This is a genomic window from Bacillus sp. CH140a_4T (genome assembly GCF_008923725.1).
GTDB lineage: Bacteria > Bacillota > Bacilli > Bacillales > Bacillaceae_G > Bacillus_A.
Window position 1 is genome coordinate 56,084 of record NZ_WBPF01000002.1, and the last position, 21,125, is coordinate 77,208.

23 protein-coding genes and 1 pseudogene are annotated in these 21,125 nt (G+C 31.0%); 12 read left to right on the forward strand and 12 right to left on the reverse strand.

Going from position 1 to position 21,125, the window contains the following annotated elements; translation table 11 throughout:
- Positions 1-744 precede the first annotated feature (744 nt).
- The 4 genes from F8162_RS00300 to F8162_RS00315 all read right to left on the reverse strand — a co-directional run bounded on the left by F8162_RS00300 (position 745) and on the right by F8162_RS00315 (position 4,801).
- Positions 745-1,722 (reverse strand): toll/interleukin-1 receptor domain-containing protein, encoded by a 978-nt coding sequence (locus tag F8162_RS00300; RefSeq protein WP_151582499.1) that lies wholly within the window; start codon positions 1,720-1,722, stop codon positions 745-747.
- Positions 1,715-2,224, reverse strand: a complete 510-nt coding sequence (locus F8162_RS00305; RefSeq protein ID WP_151582501.1) for a hypothetical protein — start codon at positions 2,222-2,224, stop codon at positions 1,715-1,717. The genes F8162_RS00300 and F8162_RS00305 overlap by 8 nt, the downstream gene beginning before the upstream one ends.
- 434 nt (positions 2,225-2,658) lie before the next feature.
- Positions 2,659-3,714, reverse strand: a complete 1,056-nt coding sequence (locus F8162_RS00310; protein ID WP_151582503.1) for a DNA sulfur modification protein DndB — start codon at positions 3,712-3,714, stop codon at positions 2,659-2,661.
- Positions 3,707-4,801, reverse strand: a complete 1,095-nt coding sequence (locus F8162_RS00315; protein ID WP_151582505.1) for a DNA sulfur modification protein DndB — start codon at positions 4,799-4,801, stop codon at positions 3,707-3,709. Before F8162_RS00315 ends, F8162_RS00310 begins: the two co-directional genes overlap by 8 nt.
- 352 nt (positions 4,802-5,153) lie before the next feature.
- On the opposite strand from F8162_RS00315, the gene F8162_RS00320 reads away from it, so the two are divergent.
- Both F8162_RS00320 and F8162_RS00325 read left to right on the forward strand, forming a co-directional pair.
- The gene (locus F8162_RS00320) at positions 5,154-5,768 is read left to right on the forward strand and encodes a recombinase family protein (RefSeq protein WP_151582507.1); all 615 of its coding nucleotides are present in this window, start codon (positions 5,154-5,156) and stop codon (positions 5,766-5,768) included.
- Between the two features lie 108 nt (positions 5,769-5,876).
- Positions 5,877-6,856: pseudogene (locus F8162_RS00325) on the forward strand (tyrosine-type recombinase/integrase).
- A 542-nt stretch (positions 6,857-7,398) separates the two neighbouring features.
- Here F8162_RS00325 and F8162_RS00330 read toward each other — a convergent pair.
- From F8162_RS00330 to F8162_RS00355, 6 genes are read right to left on the reverse strand one after another with little or no spacing between them, the layout of a single operon-like run.
- A complete protein-coding gene (locus F8162_RS00330) occupies positions 7,399-8,601 on the reverse strand; it encodes an MDR family MFS transporter (RefSeq protein WP_151582509.1) in 1,203 nt (400 codons plus the stop codon).
- On the reverse strand, positions 8,594-9,001 hold the full coding sequence (locus F8162_RS00335; protein WP_001010932.1) for a thioesterase family protein: 408 nt from the start codon (positions 8,999-9,001) through the stop codon (positions 8,594-8,596). Before F8162_RS00335 ends, F8162_RS00330 begins: the two co-directional genes overlap by 8 nt.
- On the reverse strand, positions 8,985-10,157 hold the full coding sequence (locus F8162_RS00340) for an acyl-CoA dehydrogenase family protein (protein ID WP_000425773.1): 1,173 nt from the start codon (positions 10,155-10,157) through the stop codon (positions 8,985-8,987). The genes F8162_RS00335 and F8162_RS00340 overlap by 17 nt, the downstream gene beginning before the upstream one ends.
- Positions 10,157-11,515, reverse strand: a complete 1,359-nt coding sequence (locus tag F8162_RS00345) for an aspartate aminotransferase family protein (protein WP_151582511.1) — start codon at positions 11,513-11,515, stop codon at positions 10,157-10,159. The genes F8162_RS00340 and F8162_RS00345 overlap by 1 nt, the downstream gene beginning before the upstream one ends.
- Positions 11,516-11,536: 21 nt before the next feature.
- Positions 11,537-11,842 (reverse strand): hypothetical protein, encoded by a 306-nt coding sequence (locus F8162_RS00350; protein ID WP_000224398.1) that lies wholly within the window; start codon positions 11,840-11,842, stop codon positions 11,537-11,539.
- Positions 11,843-11,885: 43 nt separating this feature from the next.
- Positions 11,886-13,271 (reverse strand): hypothetical protein, encoded by a 1,386-nt coding sequence (locus F8162_RS00355; RefSeq protein WP_151582513.1) that lies wholly within the window; start codon positions 13,269-13,271, stop codon positions 11,886-11,888.
- Positions 13,272-13,636: 365 nt separating this feature from the next.
- On the opposite strand from F8162_RS00355, the gene F8162_RS00360 reads away from it, so the two are divergent.
- The 6 genes from F8162_RS00360 to F8162_RS00385 all read left to right on the forward strand — a co-directional run bounded on the left by F8162_RS00360 (position 13,637) and on the right by F8162_RS00385 (position 17,310).
- On the forward strand, positions 13,637-14,182 hold the full coding sequence (locus F8162_RS00360; RefSeq protein ID WP_151582515.1) for a CGNR zinc finger domain-containing protein: 546 nt from the start codon (positions 13,637-13,639) through the stop codon (positions 14,180-14,182).
- A gap of 523 nt (positions 14,183-14,705) precedes the next feature.
- A complete protein-coding gene (locus F8162_RS00365; protein WP_106103006.1) occupies positions 14,706-15,014 on the forward strand; it encodes a transposase in 309 nt (102 codons plus the stop codon).
- 41 nt (positions 15,015-15,055) lie between these two features.
- Positions 15,056-15,289 carry an RNA chaperone Hfq gene (gene hfq, locus F8162_RS00370; protein ID WP_151582517.1) on the forward strand — a complete coding sequence of 78 codons (234 nt, stop codon included), beginning with the start codon at positions 15,056-15,058 and terminating at the stop codon, positions 15,287-15,289.
- Between the two features lie 74 nt (positions 15,290-15,363).
- Complete coding sequence (locus F8162_RS00375) at positions 15,364-15,654, forward strand: ArsR/SmtB family transcription factor (RefSeq protein ID WP_151582519.1); 291 nt, start codon at positions 15,364-15,366, stop codon at positions 15,652-15,654.
- Positions 15,655-15,725: 71 nt separating this feature from the next.
- Complete coding sequence (locus F8162_RS00380; RefSeq protein WP_151582524.1) at positions 15,726-16,019, forward strand: 50S ribosomal protein L7ae; 294 nt, start codon at positions 15,726-15,728, stop codon at positions 16,017-16,019.
- Positions 16,020-16,383: 364 nt separating this feature from the next.
- On the forward strand, positions 16,384-17,310 hold the full coding sequence (locus F8162_RS00385) for an Rpn family recombination-promoting nuclease/putative transposase (protein ID WP_151582526.1): 927 nt from the start codon (positions 16,384-16,386) through the stop codon (positions 17,308-17,310).
- A gap of 94 nt (positions 17,311-17,404) precedes the next feature.
- On the opposite strand, the gene F8162_RS00390 is transcribed toward F8162_RS00385, so the two are convergent.
- Positions 17,405-17,740, reverse strand: a complete 336-nt coding sequence (locus tag F8162_RS00390) for a hypothetical protein (RefSeq protein WP_192797578.1) — start codon at positions 17,738-17,740, stop codon at positions 17,405-17,407.
- A 411-nt stretch (positions 17,741-18,151) separates the two neighbouring features.
- On the opposite strand from F8162_RS00390, the gene F8162_RS00395 reads away from it, so the two are divergent.
- From F8162_RS00395 to F8162_RS00410, 4 genes are all read left to right on the forward strand, one after another.
- The gene (locus F8162_RS00395) at positions 18,152-18,724 is read left to right on the forward strand and encodes a tyrosine-type recombinase/integrase (protein ID WP_016123529.1); all 573 of its coding nucleotides are present in this window, start codon (positions 18,152-18,154) and stop codon (positions 18,722-18,724) included.
- 20 nt (positions 18,725-18,744) lie between these two features.
- The gene (locus tag F8162_RS00400; RefSeq protein WP_151582530.1) at positions 18,745-19,452 is read left to right on the forward strand and encodes a hypothetical protein; all 708 of its coding nucleotides are present in this window, start codon (positions 18,745-18,747) and stop codon (positions 19,450-19,452) included.
- A gap of 80 nt (positions 19,453-19,532) precedes the next feature.
- The gene (locus F8162_RS00405) at positions 19,533-19,784 is read left to right on the forward strand and encodes a YueH family protein (RefSeq protein WP_151582532.1); all 252 of its coding nucleotides are present in this window, start codon (positions 19,533-19,535) and stop codon (positions 19,782-19,784) included.
- A gap of 22 nt (positions 19,785-19,806) precedes the next feature.
- The gene (locus F8162_RS00410) at positions 19,807-20,241 is read left to right on the forward strand and encodes a NucA/NucB deoxyribonuclease domain-containing protein (protein WP_151582534.1); all 435 of its coding nucleotides are present in this window, start codon (positions 19,807-19,809) and stop codon (positions 20,239-20,241) included.
- 140 nt (positions 20,242-20,381) lie between these two features.
- Here F8162_RS00410 and F8162_RS00415 read toward each other — a convergent pair whose 3' ends face one another.
- Complete coding sequence (locus tag F8162_RS00415) at positions 20,382-21,092, reverse strand: hypothetical protein (protein WP_151582536.1); 711 nt, start codon at positions 21,090-21,092, stop codon at positions 20,382-20,384.
- Between the last annotated feature and the right edge of the window lie 33 nt (positions 21,093-21,125).

A 21,125-nucleotide genomic window follows, 5' to 3' on the forward strand; every position in this document is an offset into this window, starting at 1 on the left:
ATATAAAATTTATATAATAAATAAGAAATTAACTAAGCGGACAATTGAACACTGAACTCATCATACCTCACATATTGATTCATAACTAATAAATGTTTGTTTAATTTTCCTACACCTAATTTCTTCATCTCATAAATAAAAAAGATAAGAACCCCCCATTTATATATATTCAAGAATTATAGTTAGTTACAATATGAACTTCATTTTATTATAGTTAATGGATACTAAATATAAAGATACATCTTTCTGTAAGAATCCTACATTCTTCTCTATTTACCTAAACCTATATTTTTACTAATTTATTATAATATCGACATTGATTTAAAGTGGTTTATATAAAATAAATAAGTGAGATTTTTAGGAAGAGAAGATGGAATTTCACTATCATTTATAAATTCACATAATTTTCAAATATTAAAAATCCGAATGTTAATATTTGTTATATAATGAAATCAAGCCATATGTAAGATAGTTTCCCCGTTACGAGTAATGAGATAGTTTGATTCATCTTTTATACATTATCTGAAAAAGAACTTGTAGGAATCCCTCAAGTTCTTTTTGTTGAATAAATAATTTTCAATGATTCTAAGATACTAAAACTGTATAAGGTGCTGCATAGACTATTCTCCCAAGGAGGAAGAAATGTAGTTATATTATATTTTAAATGACAATGAATCAAATAGTTCATAAATAATATGTATTTATAATGATATTCCAGATAAATATTCTAAATCGATAATATTTTTATCTTAAATATGGCAGTATATGTTGTTCGTATAGTGACTTTACAACTTCAGCATATTTCATACTTTTAGTGTTAGGCGAAAACATGTTCATAGGCATTGATAAAGAAAGATTGTACTCCTGATCTATCTCTACATTTACTGAGCCATTCATACTATTATCATTACTGCTGTCCACGTACCGACCAACTGAAAACTGGATTTGTTTGATTGAACTAAATAAGCTTCCTAACCATATTTTTAAGTTACCGTAATTTTGACCATTCAAATAAAATGAATATATAACCTTATCATTTGTTATATTTTTCTTTTGATAAATAAATGTTGAATTTTGACTTTGTAAAATATTTAAAATATCATCTAAGCCATTGATAATAAGATTAAAGTTTTCTTCGATAAAATAATTTTTTTCTAAATCTGTTGGTGGGCTTAATCTAGGAACCGTCACATCATTTAAAACAGGTCCAGTAGAATTATCCTGTGCTTTAGGTTTTCGTAGTTTTTTTTCGCCAATAGGACCTAAATCGAACATCGGAACTTTTTGTAATCGATAAATCAATTCTTCAAACTTATTATCAAATTCTGCTGAATTTGAAAAATCTATATAATTTATTCCCTGCAAATGAAATGGAATAACTTTTTGAAGAACAGCAGGTTGACGAGTTAAAATGATTAATTTATCAAGATGTTGCTGAATAATAGGCAATGAAAGAATTGTTTCAAATCCCACTCCGCCTGCAAATCCATCAGCTTTGACTGTATATTTTTCAGTTAATACCATTATAATATAATCATCATCTCGCATATGTTCTACCATCATTTGATTTAAATTGACTGTTGAAGTAGATGTAATACCTCGATCGAAATTCGCATCATAACCTTCCGAACGAAGTTTTCTTACCAACTCTAATACCCATAGTTTGTGTTCTTCTGAATCCCAACTATAACTAACAAAAACTTTTTCAGGACTATTATGCATTTAAACCCTTCTCCCTTTTCATAATTGATACAATTTCGATTTGCTGACTTCCTAAGTAAAGAAATTCCGGTCCTTTTTCTTCATTAAAATACTCAATATTCATAAAAACAGGTCTTAATGGAATTGGTTCATTTACAAAAGATATGGTCCCCACTATCTCATTAAGAAGATCAAAAATGACTGTTAAATCTAATATTTGTTTGAACCTATAATTTGATCCTGTTGGTAGATACTTGTTACAAAACGATGACCATAATTTAGCGTAGATAGTAAATGACTGGTTATTATAATAAACTTTTTCATATTCATATGAACCAACGATTTCATATTGTTCAATAGAACCTTTTTGAAACATAATAAAGTCCCCTGATATATAACGATTATTAATTGCAATTACTAATTTTAATTCGTTCTTATCCCTTGTTATATGTTCTAATAACCCATTGTAATGCAATTTCTTTAAAAGGTAATCCATAGCTTGTGCCTCTTGTATTGAGTACATACCAGAGCCTCCTAACAATTAAAATACTAATTCAAACTTCATCTGTGCCAGTAATTTCTTCTTTTTTCTTAATAATACCAATACTTAGATATTCTTACTTGTATTATATAGAATAGAAAGAAAAGATGTGGTGAAATAACATTTTTTAACACCTTGTTTTTCATATAACTTATTTATATTTTCATTATAAAAAGTACAATCTTTATAACGTGTTTAATATTTTTAAATTAAATGTTATTTTAATAAAATATATAGAATATTAAACTCATGAAACCCAGTAATATCATACACATATGCTGATATCACTGGGTTTTTATTTGGATATTTAATGACGTATTTAACAGATTATAAAAAGATATAAACTTATTTTTACTTTTTACATATGAACTATCATTTATATAGGTTTACTTTTATAAACATTACCATTTTGAAGGCTATGCTAATTCACTTTTTAAGATTTTTAATAAGGGTTGATGTCTATTATCTATAAAGGCTCGGAATTGACTGTTCATTGATTTAGAGGTAATCATGTATGGCTGAAATAAGGAATTTCGTATACTCCAGTCAAAATACTTTAATTTTTCTAATGCTAATTCCCAATCTGGAATCCATATTAAATCTTTTTCAGACTCAACTATAATCTCTTCATGTAGATAAAATGCAATTGCATTCTGCAATCCTTCATGGCCTAATACATATTTCATAACATCTCCAGGTATAGGAGGAAGCACATCAAATAAAACAGTAAAAAATTTGTCCAAAAATGCTAATATATCATCATACTTGTCTTGTATTAATTTTTCACCTTTTTTACCTATCTTAATTTTTCCAAATAACAAAGCAATAATAAAATTTTTCAAACGTGCACTAGTGAAAAGTAAAGTATTATTTGGTCGTACAATTCTACTTTTACTTAACTCTACCCCTGCAATTTCAAGTGCTTGACACGTACTATAAGTATCCCTCACCAATACTCTCATAATATCTCTGGTATCGTATTGAGTTATTAATGACATAGATACCCGTTTAGCATTAGAATTAATATCCACAAAGACACTTTTTTCGTCTATATCTTTTAATCCAAAATATATTTGGGCAGTCAAAGTGCTATCCAATATATTTTCTCTTCTTTGTATATCACTAGTATCTCGTATTAAATACTCTAGACCTTTAATACGATGTTGGCCATCAATTACTTTTAATTTCACTTCTGGATCTATACGCAATTCTTTCTTTTCCTTGTCATAATACTTTATTGGGTCTTTAGTGAATGAAAACACAAGAGATGGTAAAAAAATACCAATATTTGAATCGAAAGAATCTATATATTTTGAAAGGGGCTTTAATCTCGCATAATTAATTTCTCTATTAATCGAATTATCAATCATGAAAACTTTTAGCAGATCCCTCACAGTAATTTGTGTAGTCATAATAGCTTGATTATTACCATTAATACGATTAATAAGTCCTTTTAATCTCACTTCAAACATTTAGCACCATCCCTGCATTTCTTTCATATCGTTTTAATAACATATCGGAAATTTTAGTTGTTATACGAGTACCTACTGTAAATCGATATTTTTTAGTTTGATTATTAAATGGAATTCCAACTTGTTTCAATTCTTTATTTTTATGAGACCAATCAGTTAAACGAATAGATTTGTGAAATAATTCCTCCATATCAAATTTTTCATCTTTTTCTCTTAATAAGTGAATGCATTTAGCAATTCCACGTAAACTGTTTGGATTCATAATAAAATATTTATTTCTATCTAAACATTGATCTGGAGCGTATTTCATAAGTAGGGTGAGAAAATCTTCAACATTTTTTCGATATAACTCATAATTAGATTTATCAATTTTACTTGTATAACTGTTTGTAATAATAATTCCATCATTTAAAGTTAGACATATATTATATAAAGTGGCAGCTGTCATTAATTTAGTAGTTGTTGTTTTAGCTCGAACTTCAAATTTATCTGGGGAAATGGATGGATGATTATAAATAATATCCTTGACTAGATTTCCACATAAATCATTTTCTTTATACATAACTAAAAGAGTATTACTTACTCTAGATGACTTTGTATTAACATCTGTAAATAGTTGACGTTCTTGATCAAAAGTTAAGTTACTAAATATTTGAATTGTTAAAGGGAAATTTTTTATGTAATTGAGTTTTTCTCGATCTTCTGAATTACGACTATTCTCTAATCTTTTCTTCAAAATTTTAAAAGCATGAATACGATGTTGTCCATCTAATATAACCATTGTGTCATCTGTTTTTAAACGAAATTGGTCTTGCTCCTCATAAAAACTCCCTTTTCCTCTTGCAGAAAATATTAAAGGTGGAAAATAAATATTATTACCATCCAAACCGTATTGAATATATTTACTAATATTAGATACTTGCCTTTCAATCATTTCTCTCTGGACTGATTTATCAATCTCTAGAAATTTCAAAACATAGTCCACAGTACATTGTGCTGAAATAACTTCATGACCAAACTGTTTCCCTTTGATACCATGTATTGTTATGTAATTACTAGTAGAGTCAATTATGTCCTCAAAATTCATACAATTATACCTCCTCTGGTTAATAGTTCCATCTGTGTAGTTAATTTCTTTCTGTATAGTTAAATTATACAGATTTTTAAGAATATAAAGCAAATAAAATCATTTTATTATCCCTAAATGTAAAAGTTTTATTGAGTTTTAAAATAAATTGTTAATATATTTATTTTAAACAGTATCAAAAGGTACACCTTTTGGTTCACTGCAAATACCAATAAAAACACTGTTCCAAAATATCATATTTTCACTTTTGGAACAACCCATAATTAACATATACCTTTCGGTTCATTTTTTGATATAATCGTAGACAAATAGATTAGAAAAAAGAATGTTTTTCAGGAAGGTTGTAATTATTATGACTAGTAAGAAATTTGGATATGTTCGAGTTTCAAGTAAAGATCAAAATGAAGAACGTCAAATTGTTAATATGAGAAATATTGGAATCGGGGAACGGGATATTTTTATCGATAAAAAAACAGGAAGTAATATGGATAGAGAAAAATATCAAATAATGAAACACATGGTTCGCACTGGTGACACGATTGTCTTCGATTCATTAACAAGGCTTGGAAGAACCATGAATGACATTTTAGAAGAGTTTAGATATTACGAGGAACATAAGATAAATTTAGAATTTCTAAAAGAACCATTTATCAACGTAATTTATAACGGAGACGCCACAAATGATATTATTCAAAGTGCTGTACAAAAAGCAACTGCAACCATCCTATCAGCTTTTGCTGAAAAAGAGCGCCTAGATATCAAACAACGACAAGCTGAAGGGATTGCTTTAGCAAAAGCTCAGGGAAAACATTTAGGTAGACCACGGACGGAAATTACGCAAGAATTTAAGGATGCTTATAAAGAGTGGAAAGAGGGGAAAATCACAGCTAGAAACGCCATGAAAAAATCCAGATTCCCATCCACCACATTTTATCGACTCGTTAAGAGATATGAGAGTGAGAAATAAGGTGGATAACATATATAATAGAAGGAACTAGAAAAACGAGGTTGGAATCTACTCGAAATAAGCATTTTAAATGGTATTAAACATTAAAAGTAGAGGAGACTGTTATTTATGCAAGAAATCCAGGATATAATACAAGGCTTCTCCACTTATTTATTAAACAAAGGAAGAAAGCCCTCAACAATTAAGCGCTACATATATGATGTAGAAAGTTTCATTCAATGGCTGAACCAACCAAAAAAAATTCTGAAAATAATATTTTTGAATCCCTACATAAAAAGGATTTTGCAGCCTTTTTCAAATATTTAAAAGAAGATCGGCAGTACTCCGACAAAACTATACACCGCATATATATTGTCTTAAATAGGTTGTACGAATACTTAGATTTACCAAGTCCCATTGAAGGAGTTATTCAAATAGATCCACCTGATCGGAAATTAAGTAAGGAGGATTTCGTTTCTTCCCAGGAAGGGAAACGCTTAAAAGAAGTCATTTCTTCACTAGAAGGCCTTACAGAAAAACAACGATCAACACGCCCAATGATCTTAGAGCGGAACGTTTCTATCGTTACATTACTCCTGGATTATGGACTATCTTTAAAAGAACTTGTTTCTTTACGAATGACACATGTTCATTTCGAAAATAACACTTTATCGATTCCTGAAGACTCAAAAGTAAATAGAATCATTCATTTGAAGGAAGAAGATAAATTACACTTATACAATTACTATAAAACTATCCCTGAACCTGTACGTCCTAAATATCACAGCAATGATCCACTATTTATTGCTTTTGATTTTACACGTGTGACATATCATTGGAGTTATGATAATGATACACCAAAATTCCTAACTGAAATATCAATACAAAAAATGATTCGTTTAGAAGTGAAACGTGCTAATCTCCGAAAGGGAATTTCTTCTCAACATTTTCGAAACACCTATATTTTAAGAAGAATTCAAGGGAACAGCACACCTGAACAAATCATGCAGCAAATAGGATTTAAATCTAATTTATCCTTAAAAAGATATTACGATTACTATAAACGAACCACAGCAAATACAGACTCACGTTCTTCGCTTAATGTATAATTATTACACATCTACAGAAAATTAATGAATTAAATGAAAACAGAGGTTTAATAATGAGAAAAAATGAGGAATCCTATTATATGCATCTATACACTTTGCTGGATAAGACTACTAAATCTATCAAAATCGAATCCTGGCGCTCACTAAGAGAAGAAATGCAAGTCTTGGGCATAAAGGACAGTGACATCTTTCAAATTCAAATGATAAAAATAGATCCAAATAAAAAGTAGCATAGCGCTGAAAAATGCGGTGGGATTGTCCTGAATCGGACTGCTACAGGCGATGAATTATTTTCTTTAGAAGATAAAAATGAAAAATATATACACAGTGAATCCGAAGTGTAACTTTGAAATAAAGTTTGATAAAAGTGAAGTCACAAACCCTTATTTAACAGCAATACAAAAACTCCATTTTGAAAAAAGATTGATCAAAATGGAGTTACTCTTTTTAGCTAAGTATGAGATTTTTTTAAAAAGTTAATCAAAATTCCTTTTTGTTTCAAATAAACCTATTAATAGAAACGGATGATTTTCTACGATAAATCAAGTCGATGAACTAATATTTCGTCTTTCTTCAAATTCAGACCTTTTATTCATACTTCGATGTATCATATTAAATAAAATTGAAGCCACAACCCCTATCGCTAAATATATTAACCAAGACCAAGAAACATGGTTGAATTTATTTAACCAAGCTCCAAGATAGTTTCCTAAGGAACCTCCCAAAGCCCAACAGGCTTGAAACATTCCAAAAAACAAACCTGCAGGTTTGTTGGCACTAAATTGTGCCACTGTCATTTCAGCTCCTGGCAGTGTCAGTGTTTCTCCTAACGTATAAAGAAAAACACAAAACAGCATCCAATAGATAGATGGAACAAGAGGAATCATCCCTATTGCTACTCCCATAATCAAGACACCCAGTTTCACCAAAATCATAGGATCTTGGTTAATAAATAATTTTCTTAAAAAAAACATTAAGAGTAATCCTGAAACCCCGTTTATTATGAAAATGGAACTTACTAATTGTTTGTCTCCAGATAAATCATATGCTTTAATTGGAAATGAGATATTTAATTGAGCAAACATAATCCAAAATAAAGGCATTATACATATAAATCCTACAAACAATTTATTTGAAACAACGGCTTTCAAACTAGATAATACTTTTTGATTGTCCTTAATAGTTCTAGGATATTTACTACGATAGATAAAAAGAATAACAGATAAAACTAACATAGCAATACCCGCAATAGTAAATGGGTATACTGGATTAAACTTAACCAATAACGCTCCAACTAACGGACCTATAATCACTCCTGCGTTAAGCATTTGGTTAAAATAAGTAAATATTTTTTTTCGAACTGTTTCTTTTTGCGATGTAAAAAAAGCAGTAACAGAAGGATCAAATAATGCTCCTCCAAAGCCAATTAAAAACGCTGCAATGGTCACAGACCAGAAACTGTTAGCAAAAACAAACGCTCCAAATCCTAATGCTCTTACCATTACTCCTACAATTACATTTACTGTATGGCTTACACGATCACCTATAAAGCCTGTAAATATTGGTAGCCCACGCTGTGAAACGAGGATTGTAGTTAAAATAGTTCCCACTTCCCAAGAAGAGAAGTGGAGATCATTTGTTAAATATAGCGCTAAAAAAGGCATGATCATAAAACTTCCTGTATTCATAAATAACACAGCTGTAAGTAATACCTTGATGGGAACAGGAATTTTTTCATTAATCATTTATTGTTACTGCCTTCCTTTTCTCTTCTAAATTACGTAAGAATTTCTCTTTTTTTACAACGGCTCTCTCATGGAAACCTCTTAATATTTGAGAACTTTCATCAAATGCTTCTACTTCAAATAAAAGCTTATTTTTATCCATCTTTATTAACTTGGAATGAATTGTTATTTTTTCATTAAGTAAAGATGGAGCTAAATGTTTCATTTCATAATGTCCAAGCCCTAGTGACATATAGTTTTCTTCAATTTGATCCTTAATTGCATCCATGCATGATACTTCCGCTAACCAAAGTAGAACTGGTGTTGCTAATACATCTACATCATTCTCCCAGTTACTTGCTAAATCTTTTTCTTTTACTATATATTCATACTTACCTATAGAATCAATTTGAAAGTTCATATTCCATTTCCTCCTGTTGAGAAAGTTTATTTAATTGTTGAAAAATATTAATTCTTTGAATATCACTTGTGCCACCAGCTATTACAGTACCCACTGCATCACAGAATTTGCGGGATATTTCACCTTTCATATACCCTTTATGTCCATGTAATCGAATAGCATTCTCAGTATTTTTGTACAACCCTTCACTACCCACTAACTTTGCAAGAGAACACATCATAGATGCTTCAGGATCATCATTCATTAATTTTTGAAGTGCGCCATACGAAGTCCAACGACTTGATTCCATATTAACTTTTATTTCAACAAGTAATCTTTGAATATATTGTTTATCAATAATTGGTGATTTAAAAGCAGTACGTTCTTTTGCATAATTCATACATTCTTCTAAAATATGCTCTGAGTAACCAGCGGAAATTAATCCATATAATAATCTATCTAATGAAATCATGTTATAAAGTGTATTTAAACCATCACCTTTATCTCCAAGGATATTCTTTCCTTCAACTTTAACATTCGATAAAATAATGTCGCCTGTTGGGCTTGTATGGTTCCCCAACATGTCTTCTGCTGGCTCAAAACTTAAACCTTCATATTCTCTTTCAACAATAAACAATGTAATATCCTTTTCTCCGAGTTTAGGAATACGCCCAACAATAACCATAATGTCAGCTACAGGTGCATTCGTAATATGAGCTTTTCTACCATTTAAGAGATAGAAGTTATCATACTTTTCTCCAGATGTCTTAATTCTGGCCACATCTGAGCCTCCAGTTTGTTCAGTAATTGCTGTTGCACCCACAGAATGGTTCATTAGTTTAGGTAAAAATAATTTCTTTTGTTCCTCTGATCCATAATTTAATAAAACTCTTATACACCCAATGTGAGCAATTGTTGAAAGAAGAAACCCAAAATCCTTTGCAGTCTTAGATAACCCTTCTAAAGCTGCAGCAAATTCCCACCAACTTTGACCTAAACCGCCATATTCTACTGGTACTGGAATACGCCACAGATTAGCATCTGAGACTTTTTTCCAACTTTCGAAGTCGAATTGATGATTCCAATAATTATCTTCAGTTTTTTCAGATATTAAGTACCCTAATTTTTTGAACTCCTCAATATATTTTAATTGTTGTTCATTCCAATTCATTTCCATTATTTTATCCCCTTTTCTACTAAATAATTTTCTAACATCGTCATTGATTTTGTTAATATATTAAATAATTCATCTACTTCATCTTCTGATATAGTAAATGGAGGAGCAATTAAAAAAGCATCTCCTTCTGAATAATTAACCATATTCTTTACCGGGTAAATTAATAATCCATTTTCTAGAGCAATATCTACTATAATATCTGCAATATTAAGATTTCTCGAAAAAGTGGTGCGTTGCTCTCTATTTGAAACTAATTCTACTCCCCACAGTAAACCTTTTCCTCTGACATCTCCGATACATTCAAATCTATTTTTTAATTCGTTTAATTTCTTATTAAAAACCTCTTCCTTATTTTTAACCTTTGTTACAAGATCATTAGATTCTATATAATCCAAAACGCCTAATGAAATAGCTGCTGATCCTGGATTACCACTATAAGTATGTCCGTATACGGCTACTCCCGAGCCTTCGTTAATTGCATCATAGATTTTTTGATTAAACAGTACACCTGAAATTGGTGTATAACCTGCGCTCATTCCTTTCCCTAAAGCTATGATGTCCGGTTCAACATTCCAATTATTAATCCCAAACCATTCTCCAGTTCTTCCCAAACCGGTCATTACTTCATCACAAATTAGGAGAATATCATGTTTATTGCAAATTTCTCTAACAATTTCAAAGTAACCATCTGAAGGTGTAAGAGCCCCACCTGAAGCCCCTACAACAGGTTCCATAATAATTCCTGCAATTTTATGACTGCCAATTTGATTAATTACAGTTTCTACAGCTCTTGCACATTCTAAATTACAAGTTTTAGGGTCTTTAGAGAATGGACATCTGTAGCAATATGGGGTTGGGATAGCTGGATTATAAGTTAAAAGTTCTTCAAATCTTATTCTTCGATCACTGCCTGACATAGAAAGAGCACCTAATGTTACGCCATGATAACTAATTTTTCTTGATAGGATTATATTCTTCTCTTGTTTCCCTACCTCTTGCCAATATTGTATCGCTAAACGTAAAGCAGTTTCTGTTGCTTCTGAACCGCTATTAGAAAAGAAAATATGACTAAGATTCGGAGATAGATTTGTAATTTTTTCCCCTAAATCTTCTAGAGGCTGATTTGTGAACTGTGTCCTATAAGTAAATGCAATTTTAGATAGTTGCTTATATCCTATCTCAGCTATTTCTTTAATACCATGGCCGATATTAGCGACTATAGCTCCTGAACAACCGTCCATATATTTTTTATTATTTTGGTCATAAATATAAATCCCTTCACCATATTCTACAATTGGATATGATTTGTGCATATTTGGTTTTAAAACGGATGACGTTGAAATACTAGATATACTCATTAGAAAATGTTCACTCCTGTATTATCGATTTATCCCTAAATAAAGGTCTGCTAATGCTGCTAGTGCTAATAACTCATGACTTGCATCTTTATTTGAAACCAACACGCGCTCTTTAAAAGGGGGATATTTTCCTTTCTCTACTTGGACCATTGGAATGATTACATTATCCAGTTCTATAGAACCAATTAAATGAATTTTCACGTTTTCTTTTTCTACAACAGCAATATAATCATTACTACTATATTTAATTACACAAAAGCAATCGCTTTCATTTTTCAAAATATTAATTAGTTGTTTTTCTAGATCCACTTTAACAAGTGTAGCCATATTTATTCCCCCTACAGTAATTCAAGATGATAAAGCCCTTATTTTACTTTATAAATTGATTTAAGAACTTTCTAAAATTATTTTCTAAATCATAAGCTCTCTCTCGAGTCTCTCCTATAATCATATACTCAATTGATTTACTTTGATTTTCATCATTTAACAGCACTACACCTTCTTGATCTTTTAAAGCTAATAAGTTATTGATTTTGAGTTCATTTAATAGTTCACCGAATCCATTATTACCAATATTCACTTTATTTTGAGTTAATATTGTATAATTATCTCCATAATTTTCACCATATAAATGATTAGCAACTACATGTACATGTGTTGATCCACCTGTTCTTCCATTAATCTCAGAAATCATGACTTTTCCATCGCTAGTCAAAATACCATCAATATTTATTAATCCTATATATCCTCTTTGCATAACAATTTCAGTAAGTTTTGTACAATTAGAAACAAATTCACCTATAGCATATGGTTTTAAAGAAACTGTTGGAATTTCAAATCCATTCCATACTGGTTCCATTCTCATATCTCCGAAGTTTAATAGATAAGGTCTCAGAACTCCTTCTTTAACTTCTAACTCCGCATAGAATACAGAAACTGTTTCATAATAAGCTTCCACTACCAACTTTGTATTTAATTCACCAGTCAAATCATCCCAAATTTTCATATATAGCTCTTCTAGCTGAATCTCCTGTTCAATACATAAAGTTTTATAGGCACCAGGGGATTCTGTTCTTTGATCATATGTAATTACAATATTACCCTGTCCGCTTGCGTTTGTGTCCTGTTTTATAATCACTGATCCAGTTATATCAATAAGTTCTTTAATAGCCTGATATACTTCACTTGGTGTATAACAATTTAGTCCTTCTGGAACAGGAATATTGTAAGCACCCGCAATTCTCCGATATTCAATTTTACTATTTAAAACTTCAGATCCACCTTGACGAAAATAATCTAAAATATGAGGTTTGATTTTAACTGGTAAATCCTTAACTAATTGTGCTACAGCTCTATCAAAGAAATACGGTATTACGTCCCATGTTTTTCCTGCCATAAGGGTTGTTAATTGCGCTTTTAATGTATCGTTATTTAAAGTCTCATAAGTTAATAATTCTTTATGATGAACATTTTCTGGCACTATGACATGCACATCTTCTTTTTGTAGTCCCTTGATAGATAATATATAAGTTAAAAATTCTTTAGAAATTTGTTTTGGTAGTAATAAAATATCACCTTTTTCTAGCAACCAAGCTAAGCGGTAAGAAAAAGAAGACCACATCGAACCAGCTTTTTCAGATAGTTTATCAGGTTCACCTACTAATGATTCAGCACCTACATTACCAATAATAAGTTTTGGGTATTTACTCAGGGAAAAAGTTTTTTCTTCTAAAATTTCTGCAATATTTAGTTCCATTATGTAACCTCCTGTATTGTTGTATTAAAAACTATTTATCTTTATAAATAGATGAATAAATTTATAATACACTGAATTCTAAATTTTGTAAATATTGTATTTTAATAAATTTTTAGAATATTTTATTTATGTATTATCACGTGTAGTACAACTTTCATAAAGTGATCATGGTAATCTTGACTATTAGTTAAAATATTTCTAATTAACTTAAGACTCTCATAACACATAGCATCACCACCTTAAAAGTCTAACTATGATACAACCCTGTTAACCTTTGTTAATTTTTAATGGTTAACAACTTCTTTCATTATGTTACCAATGATTGTATAATAAAGTCAATATAAAAAATTAAGAGGTGAACAGGGTTGATTAATAATCAAGTAGCACCAGGGGAGCTAGAAATTGTCCGTAGTTTCTTAAATACTTGGGAGATTCCAAATGATACACGTAAACCATTAGAACATTTAAATTGTGAAGAAGATATTAAAAATTTTATATCAAAGAATCTTAGTGGTATTAAATTTTCTGGTAAGCTAGAGGATGTGCATCAATTTCGGAAAGATGTTCGCATGTCATTAGAAACAAATAATGTTGATAATTTAACCAAGTGGTTAACGAGTTACCCTATAAATATATCTATTTTAGATATAGATAATATTCAATATAATGCTGTTAAACAACATGACTTTTTTAGTGAAGTTTTGATTATAATTGTTAAGAGCATCTCCTTAAGTCAGTGGAAACGTCTTAAAGCATGCCCAGATTGCAAGTGGGTTTTTTATGATAATTCTCGAAATGGGAGTAAACGTTGGTGTGGGATGTATGCATCCGAACCAAAAGGGAGATCATGTGGTACTATAGCTAAAGTGCAACGACATAGAAAAAAGAATAAAGCTAGTTCAAATGTATAGGGATATATATCTTTTACGCAGATATATAACATGGTGTTTTTGCCCATCCCCTCGAAAAGGGGGAATAAGAAAAAACATTGCGAAAAACCATTATTTATAGGGACTTTTAGTTACTCATATAATATATTTTTCACAATATATACAAATATATTGACGTGTTTCAAATATGATTAAGTTGTATTTTTGAAATGAAAAAAGCTAGATTTTTAGCTATGTCATAAAGTGTACTTTATGACATAGTGTATAAATTTAACTAATTCCCCCATTTCGGGGATTTGGGCAAAAACACCCAAGCAGTAAAAAACAAAAGGTGGAGATTTTCAGAAGCGAAGCGGAAGAAAATACGACCTGTTCCTTGCGGAACTTTTAGCTCTTTAAAGAGAGTTATTTTATTATTACTATTTTTTGAATATTCAAAACGGAAGAATGGTATAATTGAGAGGAGAAATTGGGCGAGTAGTGTGTGTGGAGTTTTGGGTTAAAGATGGGTGAAAACGAAAATAAGTAAAAGTGAGGGAGAACAGTGAAAAATCATGTCATCGTGAATGGTCAAATTCTCCAAACAAATAAGAAGTGGTCACACCTTAAACAAGGTCAGAAAAATTCGATCGCTGGATGGTTAAAAGCAGAATATCAGCAATTTATAGAAGTGCATCTTCGAAAACCAAAGCGGTATGAAGAGGAATATATAATAGATAGTGTGATGGAACAAATCAATAATCATAACATTTTGATTCCATATCAAGAAGTGAAAACGTATTTTATAAACAAAAAAGGAAATTGGTATCGTAAATTAGAAAGTGAATTTGAAAACAGACGAAAAGAAGATTAGAGCGTTATAAAGAAACAATATGATGCCAGGAGGACTGTTCAATGAAAACTAAAGTACAAACTTCTCAACAGGTAAAATCTAGGGATATGCTATCTTTACAGGAACAATTGCTACAAGAGGCGTTTCAAAAGCGGCAGAATATCACATTGATTCTGTTAAAAGGATTACATGTAAAAGGAATGATAAGAGGATTTGATACTTATTCTGTTTTAATAGAATTTGAAGGAAAGCAACAGCTTGTATATAAACATGCAATCTCCACGATTAGCTTTTAAAATAAAACAGTAGCATGAATCCTAATGATTTCATGCTACTAAAGAAGGAAAAAAGAAATGAGGAGGAAAAGAAGATGACAAATGTTTTCCATATGGAACCGAACGAATTTGAATGTATTTCAGAAATATTAAGGGTATTGGCACATCCTGTCCGTCTACGAATTGTACATCAATTACTAAAGAAAAAGACTTTAAATGTTTCTGAATTACAACGGTATCTCTCCATGCCACAATCGACTGTTTCGCAACATCTTAGTAAGTTAAAAATACATAAAGTCGTAGCATATGAACGAAAAGGATTAGAAGTATTTTATCGAGTGGATGATGAAAAGGTGAAACAAACACTCAAGATACTTACATGTTAAACACATGGATTTGTTTATATGCCTAGTAATATGTACTTATGCAAATAATAGGTAGAGAAGGGAGCGCTTCTATGAATAAAATTTCACAATATAATTATATAACAGTGAAAGAACTTATTTTTATCCATGCCTATGTAACAGGAGAAGAAATCTCAGATCGGCAAGCATTACAGATTCTAAAACAAATACCAGGCACAATCAAACAAAGCCGTAGGTATTGTATAAGGAAAAATGGAGAAGAGCTTTTCGAATACTATAGAAAAAAACAGCCGAAATTATTTGATAAACAAAAATTATACACGTATGAAGAGTTGAAACATCGAGCGGAGTATTATTGTTCCTCCTATTTGATGATTCACCTCTAATTCAGATGATTCACTCCTTGTACATTTTTGTAAATGCATAAAATAACTATTTACTTTGCGGAGAAGGTAAAAACGACCTCTCAAATTCCCTTCTAACGAAAGAAAAAGATAAGAGTATTCACCCTAGAAAAGGTAAAAACAATAAATGTAAGATAACAAAGATGTTTAAAGGAACAGAGAAAAAAATCGCCCCTAGTAGAAAGGGAGATATATCTAGGTAGGTGAGGAGAAATATATAATTTCACGTACCAAAATGATTAATAAAAATAAAACCGACCAACCTACTCCTCAAGGGTTGCTTCTTCTCTTCATTCTTCGATACAATAGACATACAGAATAACCACAAAGAAAGGTGACTCTAACCATGAATCAACCTTTAGTCAATTTACGAGTCGATTTTGCTTTTAAACAATTATTCGGTGTGCAAGGACAAGAGGAATTATTAATTTCTTTTTTAAATGCAATCTTGCATGAGTCTTTAGCTACACCGATTGCATCACTGAAAATTGAAGATCCACATTTGCATAAAGAATATGAAGAAGATAAATTATCCATACTAGATATACTTGCTACACTTGATGACGGAACAAAAGTCAACATTGAAATCCAACTAAGAAATACACAAGAGATTGTAAAGCGTTCCCTTTACTATTGGAGTAAACTCTATACATCTCAACTTGAAAAAGGAATGTCTTATCGGTCGCTCCGAAAAACGATTGCAATTAACTTATTAGATTTTCATCTCTTTCCTGATTATGAAGATATGCATACAATTGGACAGTTTTGGAGTAAACAGCAGAAACAAGTCTTACTCGATGATTTGGAAATCCATTTTATTGAGATTCCTAAGTTGCTTCAGCAATGGAGAGAAGAAAAAATTAATCCGTGGGATAATGAATTCGCTCGTTGGTTACTGTTGTTACCAGCACATGAAGATGCGCATTTAACCCACACGTTGGAGGACATCGCCATGAAACAAGACCCGATGTTACAAAAAGCGATCCATAAATGGGAGAACATGAGTCAGAGCAGTTCTTTCCGCCTGGCGTATGAGGCCAGAGAAAAGGTTTTATTTGATGAGCAAGCTAAAATAGCACATGCTCATGAGGTTGGAAAAGAAGAAGGGCTTCAAGAGGGCATGGAAAAAGGTAAAGAAGTAGGCATTCAAGAAGGTAAATTAGCCGAAAGAGAACAGTTAATCCGAGGCATGCATAAAAATGGCATGGATATAGAAGATATTGCGAAGTTTACCAATATGGATATTACGGACATACGCCATATTTTAGTATAATAAAAGGTAGACATCTCCTTTATAAGAGATGTCTACCTTTTATTGCCTTATTATTCGGAAAACTATATATATGTGTGTGTATCTGGAAGGATCGTTAGCGCTGCAATGTATAGTGATCCATTACTTTTATTAAAATATCTGCGATTAACTTTCCACTTTCAAAAATAATTTGATTCTTCGTATATACGTCTATATATTGTTCTAGTCCTTCACTTAACATAATTTCCAGTTCATTATTATCTAATATTTTACCAGTCAAAATGGTAGGATGTTTACTAAACGCTCGATAAAAACTTAAATTTTCAGCCAAAGATGCCACTAAGGGCCTCAACATTTCTTCATAGTATGGAAGCATATCCGCAGCTATTTTCTCATTTAAAACAAAATCTATTCCGTTATCTTTTAAATCAAATCGATATAAGAAAATTATTTTTACCGCACCTTCTTTTACTTCTTTTAACTCAAGCTTAATCTCCATCAACAATCTTAAAATTGCATCACCTTTGTTCATAGACAACATCCTTTTATAATACGCCTCTGAGTTTGTATCATTATATCACATATCCTTGGAAACCCTTAATCCAATTATTAAGGGTTTTTGTTCGTAAATGTACATCTTTTGGAACATATTTAAAAATTATAAAGAAAAATGAGTTTTACAAAACATACAAAATGTTAAACTCATAAAAACCAGCGATATCATGCGTTTTTCTATGGTATTACTGGGTTTTTTCTCTATAAAATGAAAAGAAAAAGATTGTAAGTTTAACAAATTATGGTTATAGTTAAACTAAGTTTTACATATTATAGCTTACAACATAGGTTTAGGAGGTCATGTTTTATGACGAAAGGGGGACGGAAACCTGGGGCAAAAGAGCCAATTCGTTCAATAGAAAAAATTGAAGAAATGAAAGATTGGCTTTTGCAAAATTCCTCATATCGAAATTACTTTTTATTTTATTTTGGAATTAACACAGGTTTACGCATTAGTGACATTTTACGGTTGCGTGTAAAAGATGTTCGAGGGAAACATGTTATAAAAATTAAAATGGAAAAAACAGATACAACGGTAGAAGTATATTTCAATACTGTTTTACAACAAGAAATTGCGAAGTATACAAGTAATATGGCAGATTCCGATTGGTTATTTCCAAGTCGTCAAGGAGATAAGCCAATCACAAGACAAATGGCTCATACGTTTTTGCATAAAGCGGCACAGGCTTGTGGGATTGATTCAGAACATTGGGGAACTCATAGTATGCGCAAAACGTTTGGCTATCAGTATTATAAAAAAATGAAAGATGTGTATTATTTAATGAAGTTATTTGGTCATGCGACACAAAGACAAACACTACAATACATCGGTGTAGAAGCTGATGAAATTCGTAAAACAATGGAGGATTTTACGCTATAAGAGCTAAAGGGGATGAAAAAGTGAAATTTCACAATCAAGGGGAATATGTTTCTGATTCACAATTAAACCAATTGTTTGAGCTTATGCCAATAGAAATGAGGACATTACGAGTTGATGTTTATATTGCAAAATCAGAAGAATTTTTTATAAGTAACCGTTTGACGCCAAAATTTGAAAAAGATGTGCGGTCAGTTTTAAAGACTGGGGCCGAAGGTGGTTTTTTTGGAAAAAGTAATAAAAAGAATAAATGGGATAGAGATACTGTTATTGTATTTGAAGATTTAATTGTAAAAAGATATGACGTGGATCAATTATATTGGACTTTTGTATTCTTGTTAATACATGAATTGAGACATTGTGAGCAATTGAATTTCTTTAAAGAAAGATGGCCACTCTTACAAAATGATTATCAATTAAATTATATGGAGACCGCAAATACTCTAGAAGATATTCACTGGTGTGAACAGGATGCTTATACATATGCGTATCGATTTTTAGAGAATAACAAAAGTGAGATTAAGGTAATTTTTCAATTGAAAACAATGCATGATATCTCACCGATAGATTTTGATATAGATATGATGATGATCTGGAAAGCACACAAGAAGAAACTAAATGTAGTTGCTCGCACTCTATGGTTTATTGCTGATTTGAGTTGGCCAGTAAGGCAAATGAGTAAACAACATAAACCAGATTCCTGTCAATCACATGACATAAAATCCACGTAATACATTTTTGTGAAATTAAAGCCTTTAAAAAGATATAAGAAATATTCTAATTTAAGTAATAAAGAATAGGAGGATTATAGATGAAATATGTGGAGTTTGAAGCATTAAAAGAATACGGATTACCAACGGTTTACTTTTGCGAACATGAGATGAAACATAGTTGTTTGATTGCAATTCCATCCTGGAATTGGAGTTTCTTAATGGATTACACGGTTAATTTTATAGATGAAAAGCCTATGTTAATGAAAGCATTGGAGAAGTATGTTTCTTATCATCTTGTGGAGAATGTTGCAGATGCATTTTATGACTATGTTTTTAGCGAATTCAATTAAGATTTTCATAAGGGGGAGCATAATGAATTTTAAAGGGGCTGTAAGTAGTTTTTTAGTAATGGGATTACTATTTTCGGGATGTTCAGCAATTCAAAATCCAAATCATGCGAAACAAACAAGCGGATCACAAGATATTGCACAAGTTATAGAGTTTCCGTCCAATAATTATCCAGAAACAGCGGCACATATTAAGGATGCAATTGCAAGCGGCAAGACAGATATTTGTACAATTGATCGGGATGGGGCTGCTGAAAGAAGAAAACAGTCTTTAGCAAATGTTCCAACGAAAAAAGGATATGATCGGGATGAATACCCTATGGCAATGTGCAAGGAGGGCGGGAAAGGTGCCGATATTAGGCACATAAAACCAGCTGATAATCGTGGCGCTGGTTCATATATAGGTAATAGAGTGGAAAAATTACCAGACGGTGCTAAAGTGAAAATTGTTATAAAATAGAAAATACAGATGCATTTTAAATGCATCTGTATCTTTAAAAACAGGAGTACATAACCAGGATTATAAAATTAACAGAATAGGCTGATGAACTCTAGTGGTATATTAAAATCTTAGTTTAATCAGTATACGGTGTTACGCTATTATTTATGTAATCCCTTTTGTTTGAACTCTCTCCATATGTCTTCTATAAAGATGCTAGGATGATAATAGTCAGCATGACGCAATAATTCTATATACTCTCGATTTTCTTCGAAAAATTGAGATGAATAAACCTTTCTCAATGAAGCGTTCGTAGCATTTTTAAATTTCGGATCGTCAAAAATAATTTCTTTTAATTCGTTTACTTCCTTGTCAATTTTATTCTTACGTTGACTCTTAATTTCTTCTAGCATTTCTTCTGGAGTTTCTTGCACTACTTCTTCAAGGATTACATCCACCATATCTTCATATTCAAGGAGATCGACAATTTCTTCTCTTTCTGTAACATTGAAAAATAAAAATCCTTCTTTTATATAATACATGAATACAGCCGAAGGCTTATCAAAATCAATTTTATCTATTATTTTATTATATTCATTAATTTTTTGACTTACTTGTTCCTGGATTTCCTTTTCATACTTTTGGTGGTACTCGTCAGGAATAATATAATTTTCTTTAGGATCATAGGAGTAAGAATAAAATAATAATTTATTTTCTACATGTACATGAAAATCTAGGAATTCATCTAGATTAGGTATTTCTATTAGAGTGTCTTTTTCTGAATTTATATGAGTTCTTCCATTAATAAGGGAAAAACCTTTTGTTTCAGCTATATTTTTTAAGTTTTCTTTAAGCCATAGTTGATATCCCATAGTAAATCCTCCTTGATGAAATTAAAATCTATT

What these genes read in the sequence shown, in the direction of transcription:
- F8162_RS00320 (WP_151582507.1), top strand. Translation starts at nt 5,154, where the DNA reads ATGACTAGTAAGAAATTTGGATATGTTCGAGTTTCAAGTAAAGATCAA.
- F8162_RS00335 (WP_001010932.1), bottom strand. Translation starts at nt 9,001, where the DNA reads ATGAACTTTCAAATTGATTCTATAGGTAAGTATGAATATATAGTAAAA.
- F8162_RS00300 (WP_151582499.1), bottom strand. Translation starts at nt 1,722, where the DNA reads ATGCATAATAGTCCTGAAAAAGTTTTTGTTAGTTATAGTTGGGATTCA.
- F8162_RS00415 (WP_151582536.1), bottom strand. Translation starts at nt 21,092, where the DNA reads ATGGGATATCAACTATGGCTTAAAGAAAACTTAAAAAATATAGCTGAA.
- F8162_RS00315 (WP_151582505.1), bottom strand. Translation starts at nt 4,801, where the DNA reads ATGAATTTTGAGGACATAATTGACTCTACTAGTAATTACATAACAATA.
- F8162_RS00345 (WP_151582511.1), bottom strand. Translation starts at nt 11,515, where the DNA reads ATGAGTATATCTAGTATTTCAACGTCATCCGTTTTAAAACCAAATATG.
- F8162_RS00375 (WP_151582519.1), top strand. Translation starts at nt 15,364, where the DNA reads ATGACAAATGTTTTCCATATGGAACCGAACGAATTTGAATGTATTTCA.
- hfq (WP_151582517.1), top strand. Translation starts at nt 15,056, where the DNA reads ATGAAAACTAAAGTACAAACTTCTCAACAGGTAAAATCTAGGGATATG.
- F8162_RS00350 (WP_000224398.1), bottom strand. Translation starts at nt 11,842, where the DNA reads ATGGCTACACTTGTTAAAGTGGATCTAGAAAAACAACTAATTAATATT.
- F8162_RS00385 (WP_151582526.1), top strand. Translation starts at nt 16,384, where the DNA reads ATGAATCAACCTTTAGTCAATTTACGAGTCGATTTTGCTTTTAAACAA.
- F8162_RS00330 (WP_151582509.1), bottom strand. Translation starts at nt 8,601, where the DNA reads ATGATTAATGAAAAAATTCCTGTTCCCATCAAGGTATTACTTACAGCT.
- F8162_RS00310 (WP_151582503.1), bottom strand. Translation starts at nt 3,714, where the DNA reads ATGTTTGAAGTGAGATTAAAAGGACTTATTAATCGTATTAATGGTAAT.
- F8162_RS00355 (WP_151582513.1), bottom strand. Translation starts at nt 13,271, where the DNA reads ATGGAACTAAATATTGCAGAAATTTTAGAAGAAAAAACTTTTTCCCTG.
- F8162_RS00405 (WP_151582532.1), top strand. Translation starts at nt 19,533, where the DNA reads ATGAAATATGTGGAGTTTGAAGCATTAAAAGAATACGGATTACCAACG.
- F8162_RS00380 (WP_151582524.1), top strand. Translation starts at nt 15,726, where the DNA reads ATGAATAAAATTTCACAATATAATTATATAACAGTGAAAGAACTTATT.
- F8162_RS00305 (WP_151582501.1), bottom strand. Translation starts at nt 2,224, where the DNA reads ATGTACTCAATACAAGAGGCACAAGCTATGGATTACCTTTTAAAGAAA.
- F8162_RS00340 (WP_000425773.1), bottom strand. Translation starts at nt 10,157, where the DNA reads ATGGAAATGAATTGGAATGAACAACAATTAAAATATATTGAGGAGTTC.
- F8162_RS00410 (WP_151582534.1), top strand. Translation starts at nt 19,807, where the DNA reads ATGAATTTTAAAGGGGCTGTAAGTAGTTTTTTAGTAATGGGATTACTA.
- F8162_RS00395 (WP_016123529.1), top strand. Translation starts at nt 18,152, where the DNA reads ATGACGAAAGGGGGACGGAAACCTGGGGCAAAAGAGCCAATTCGTTCA.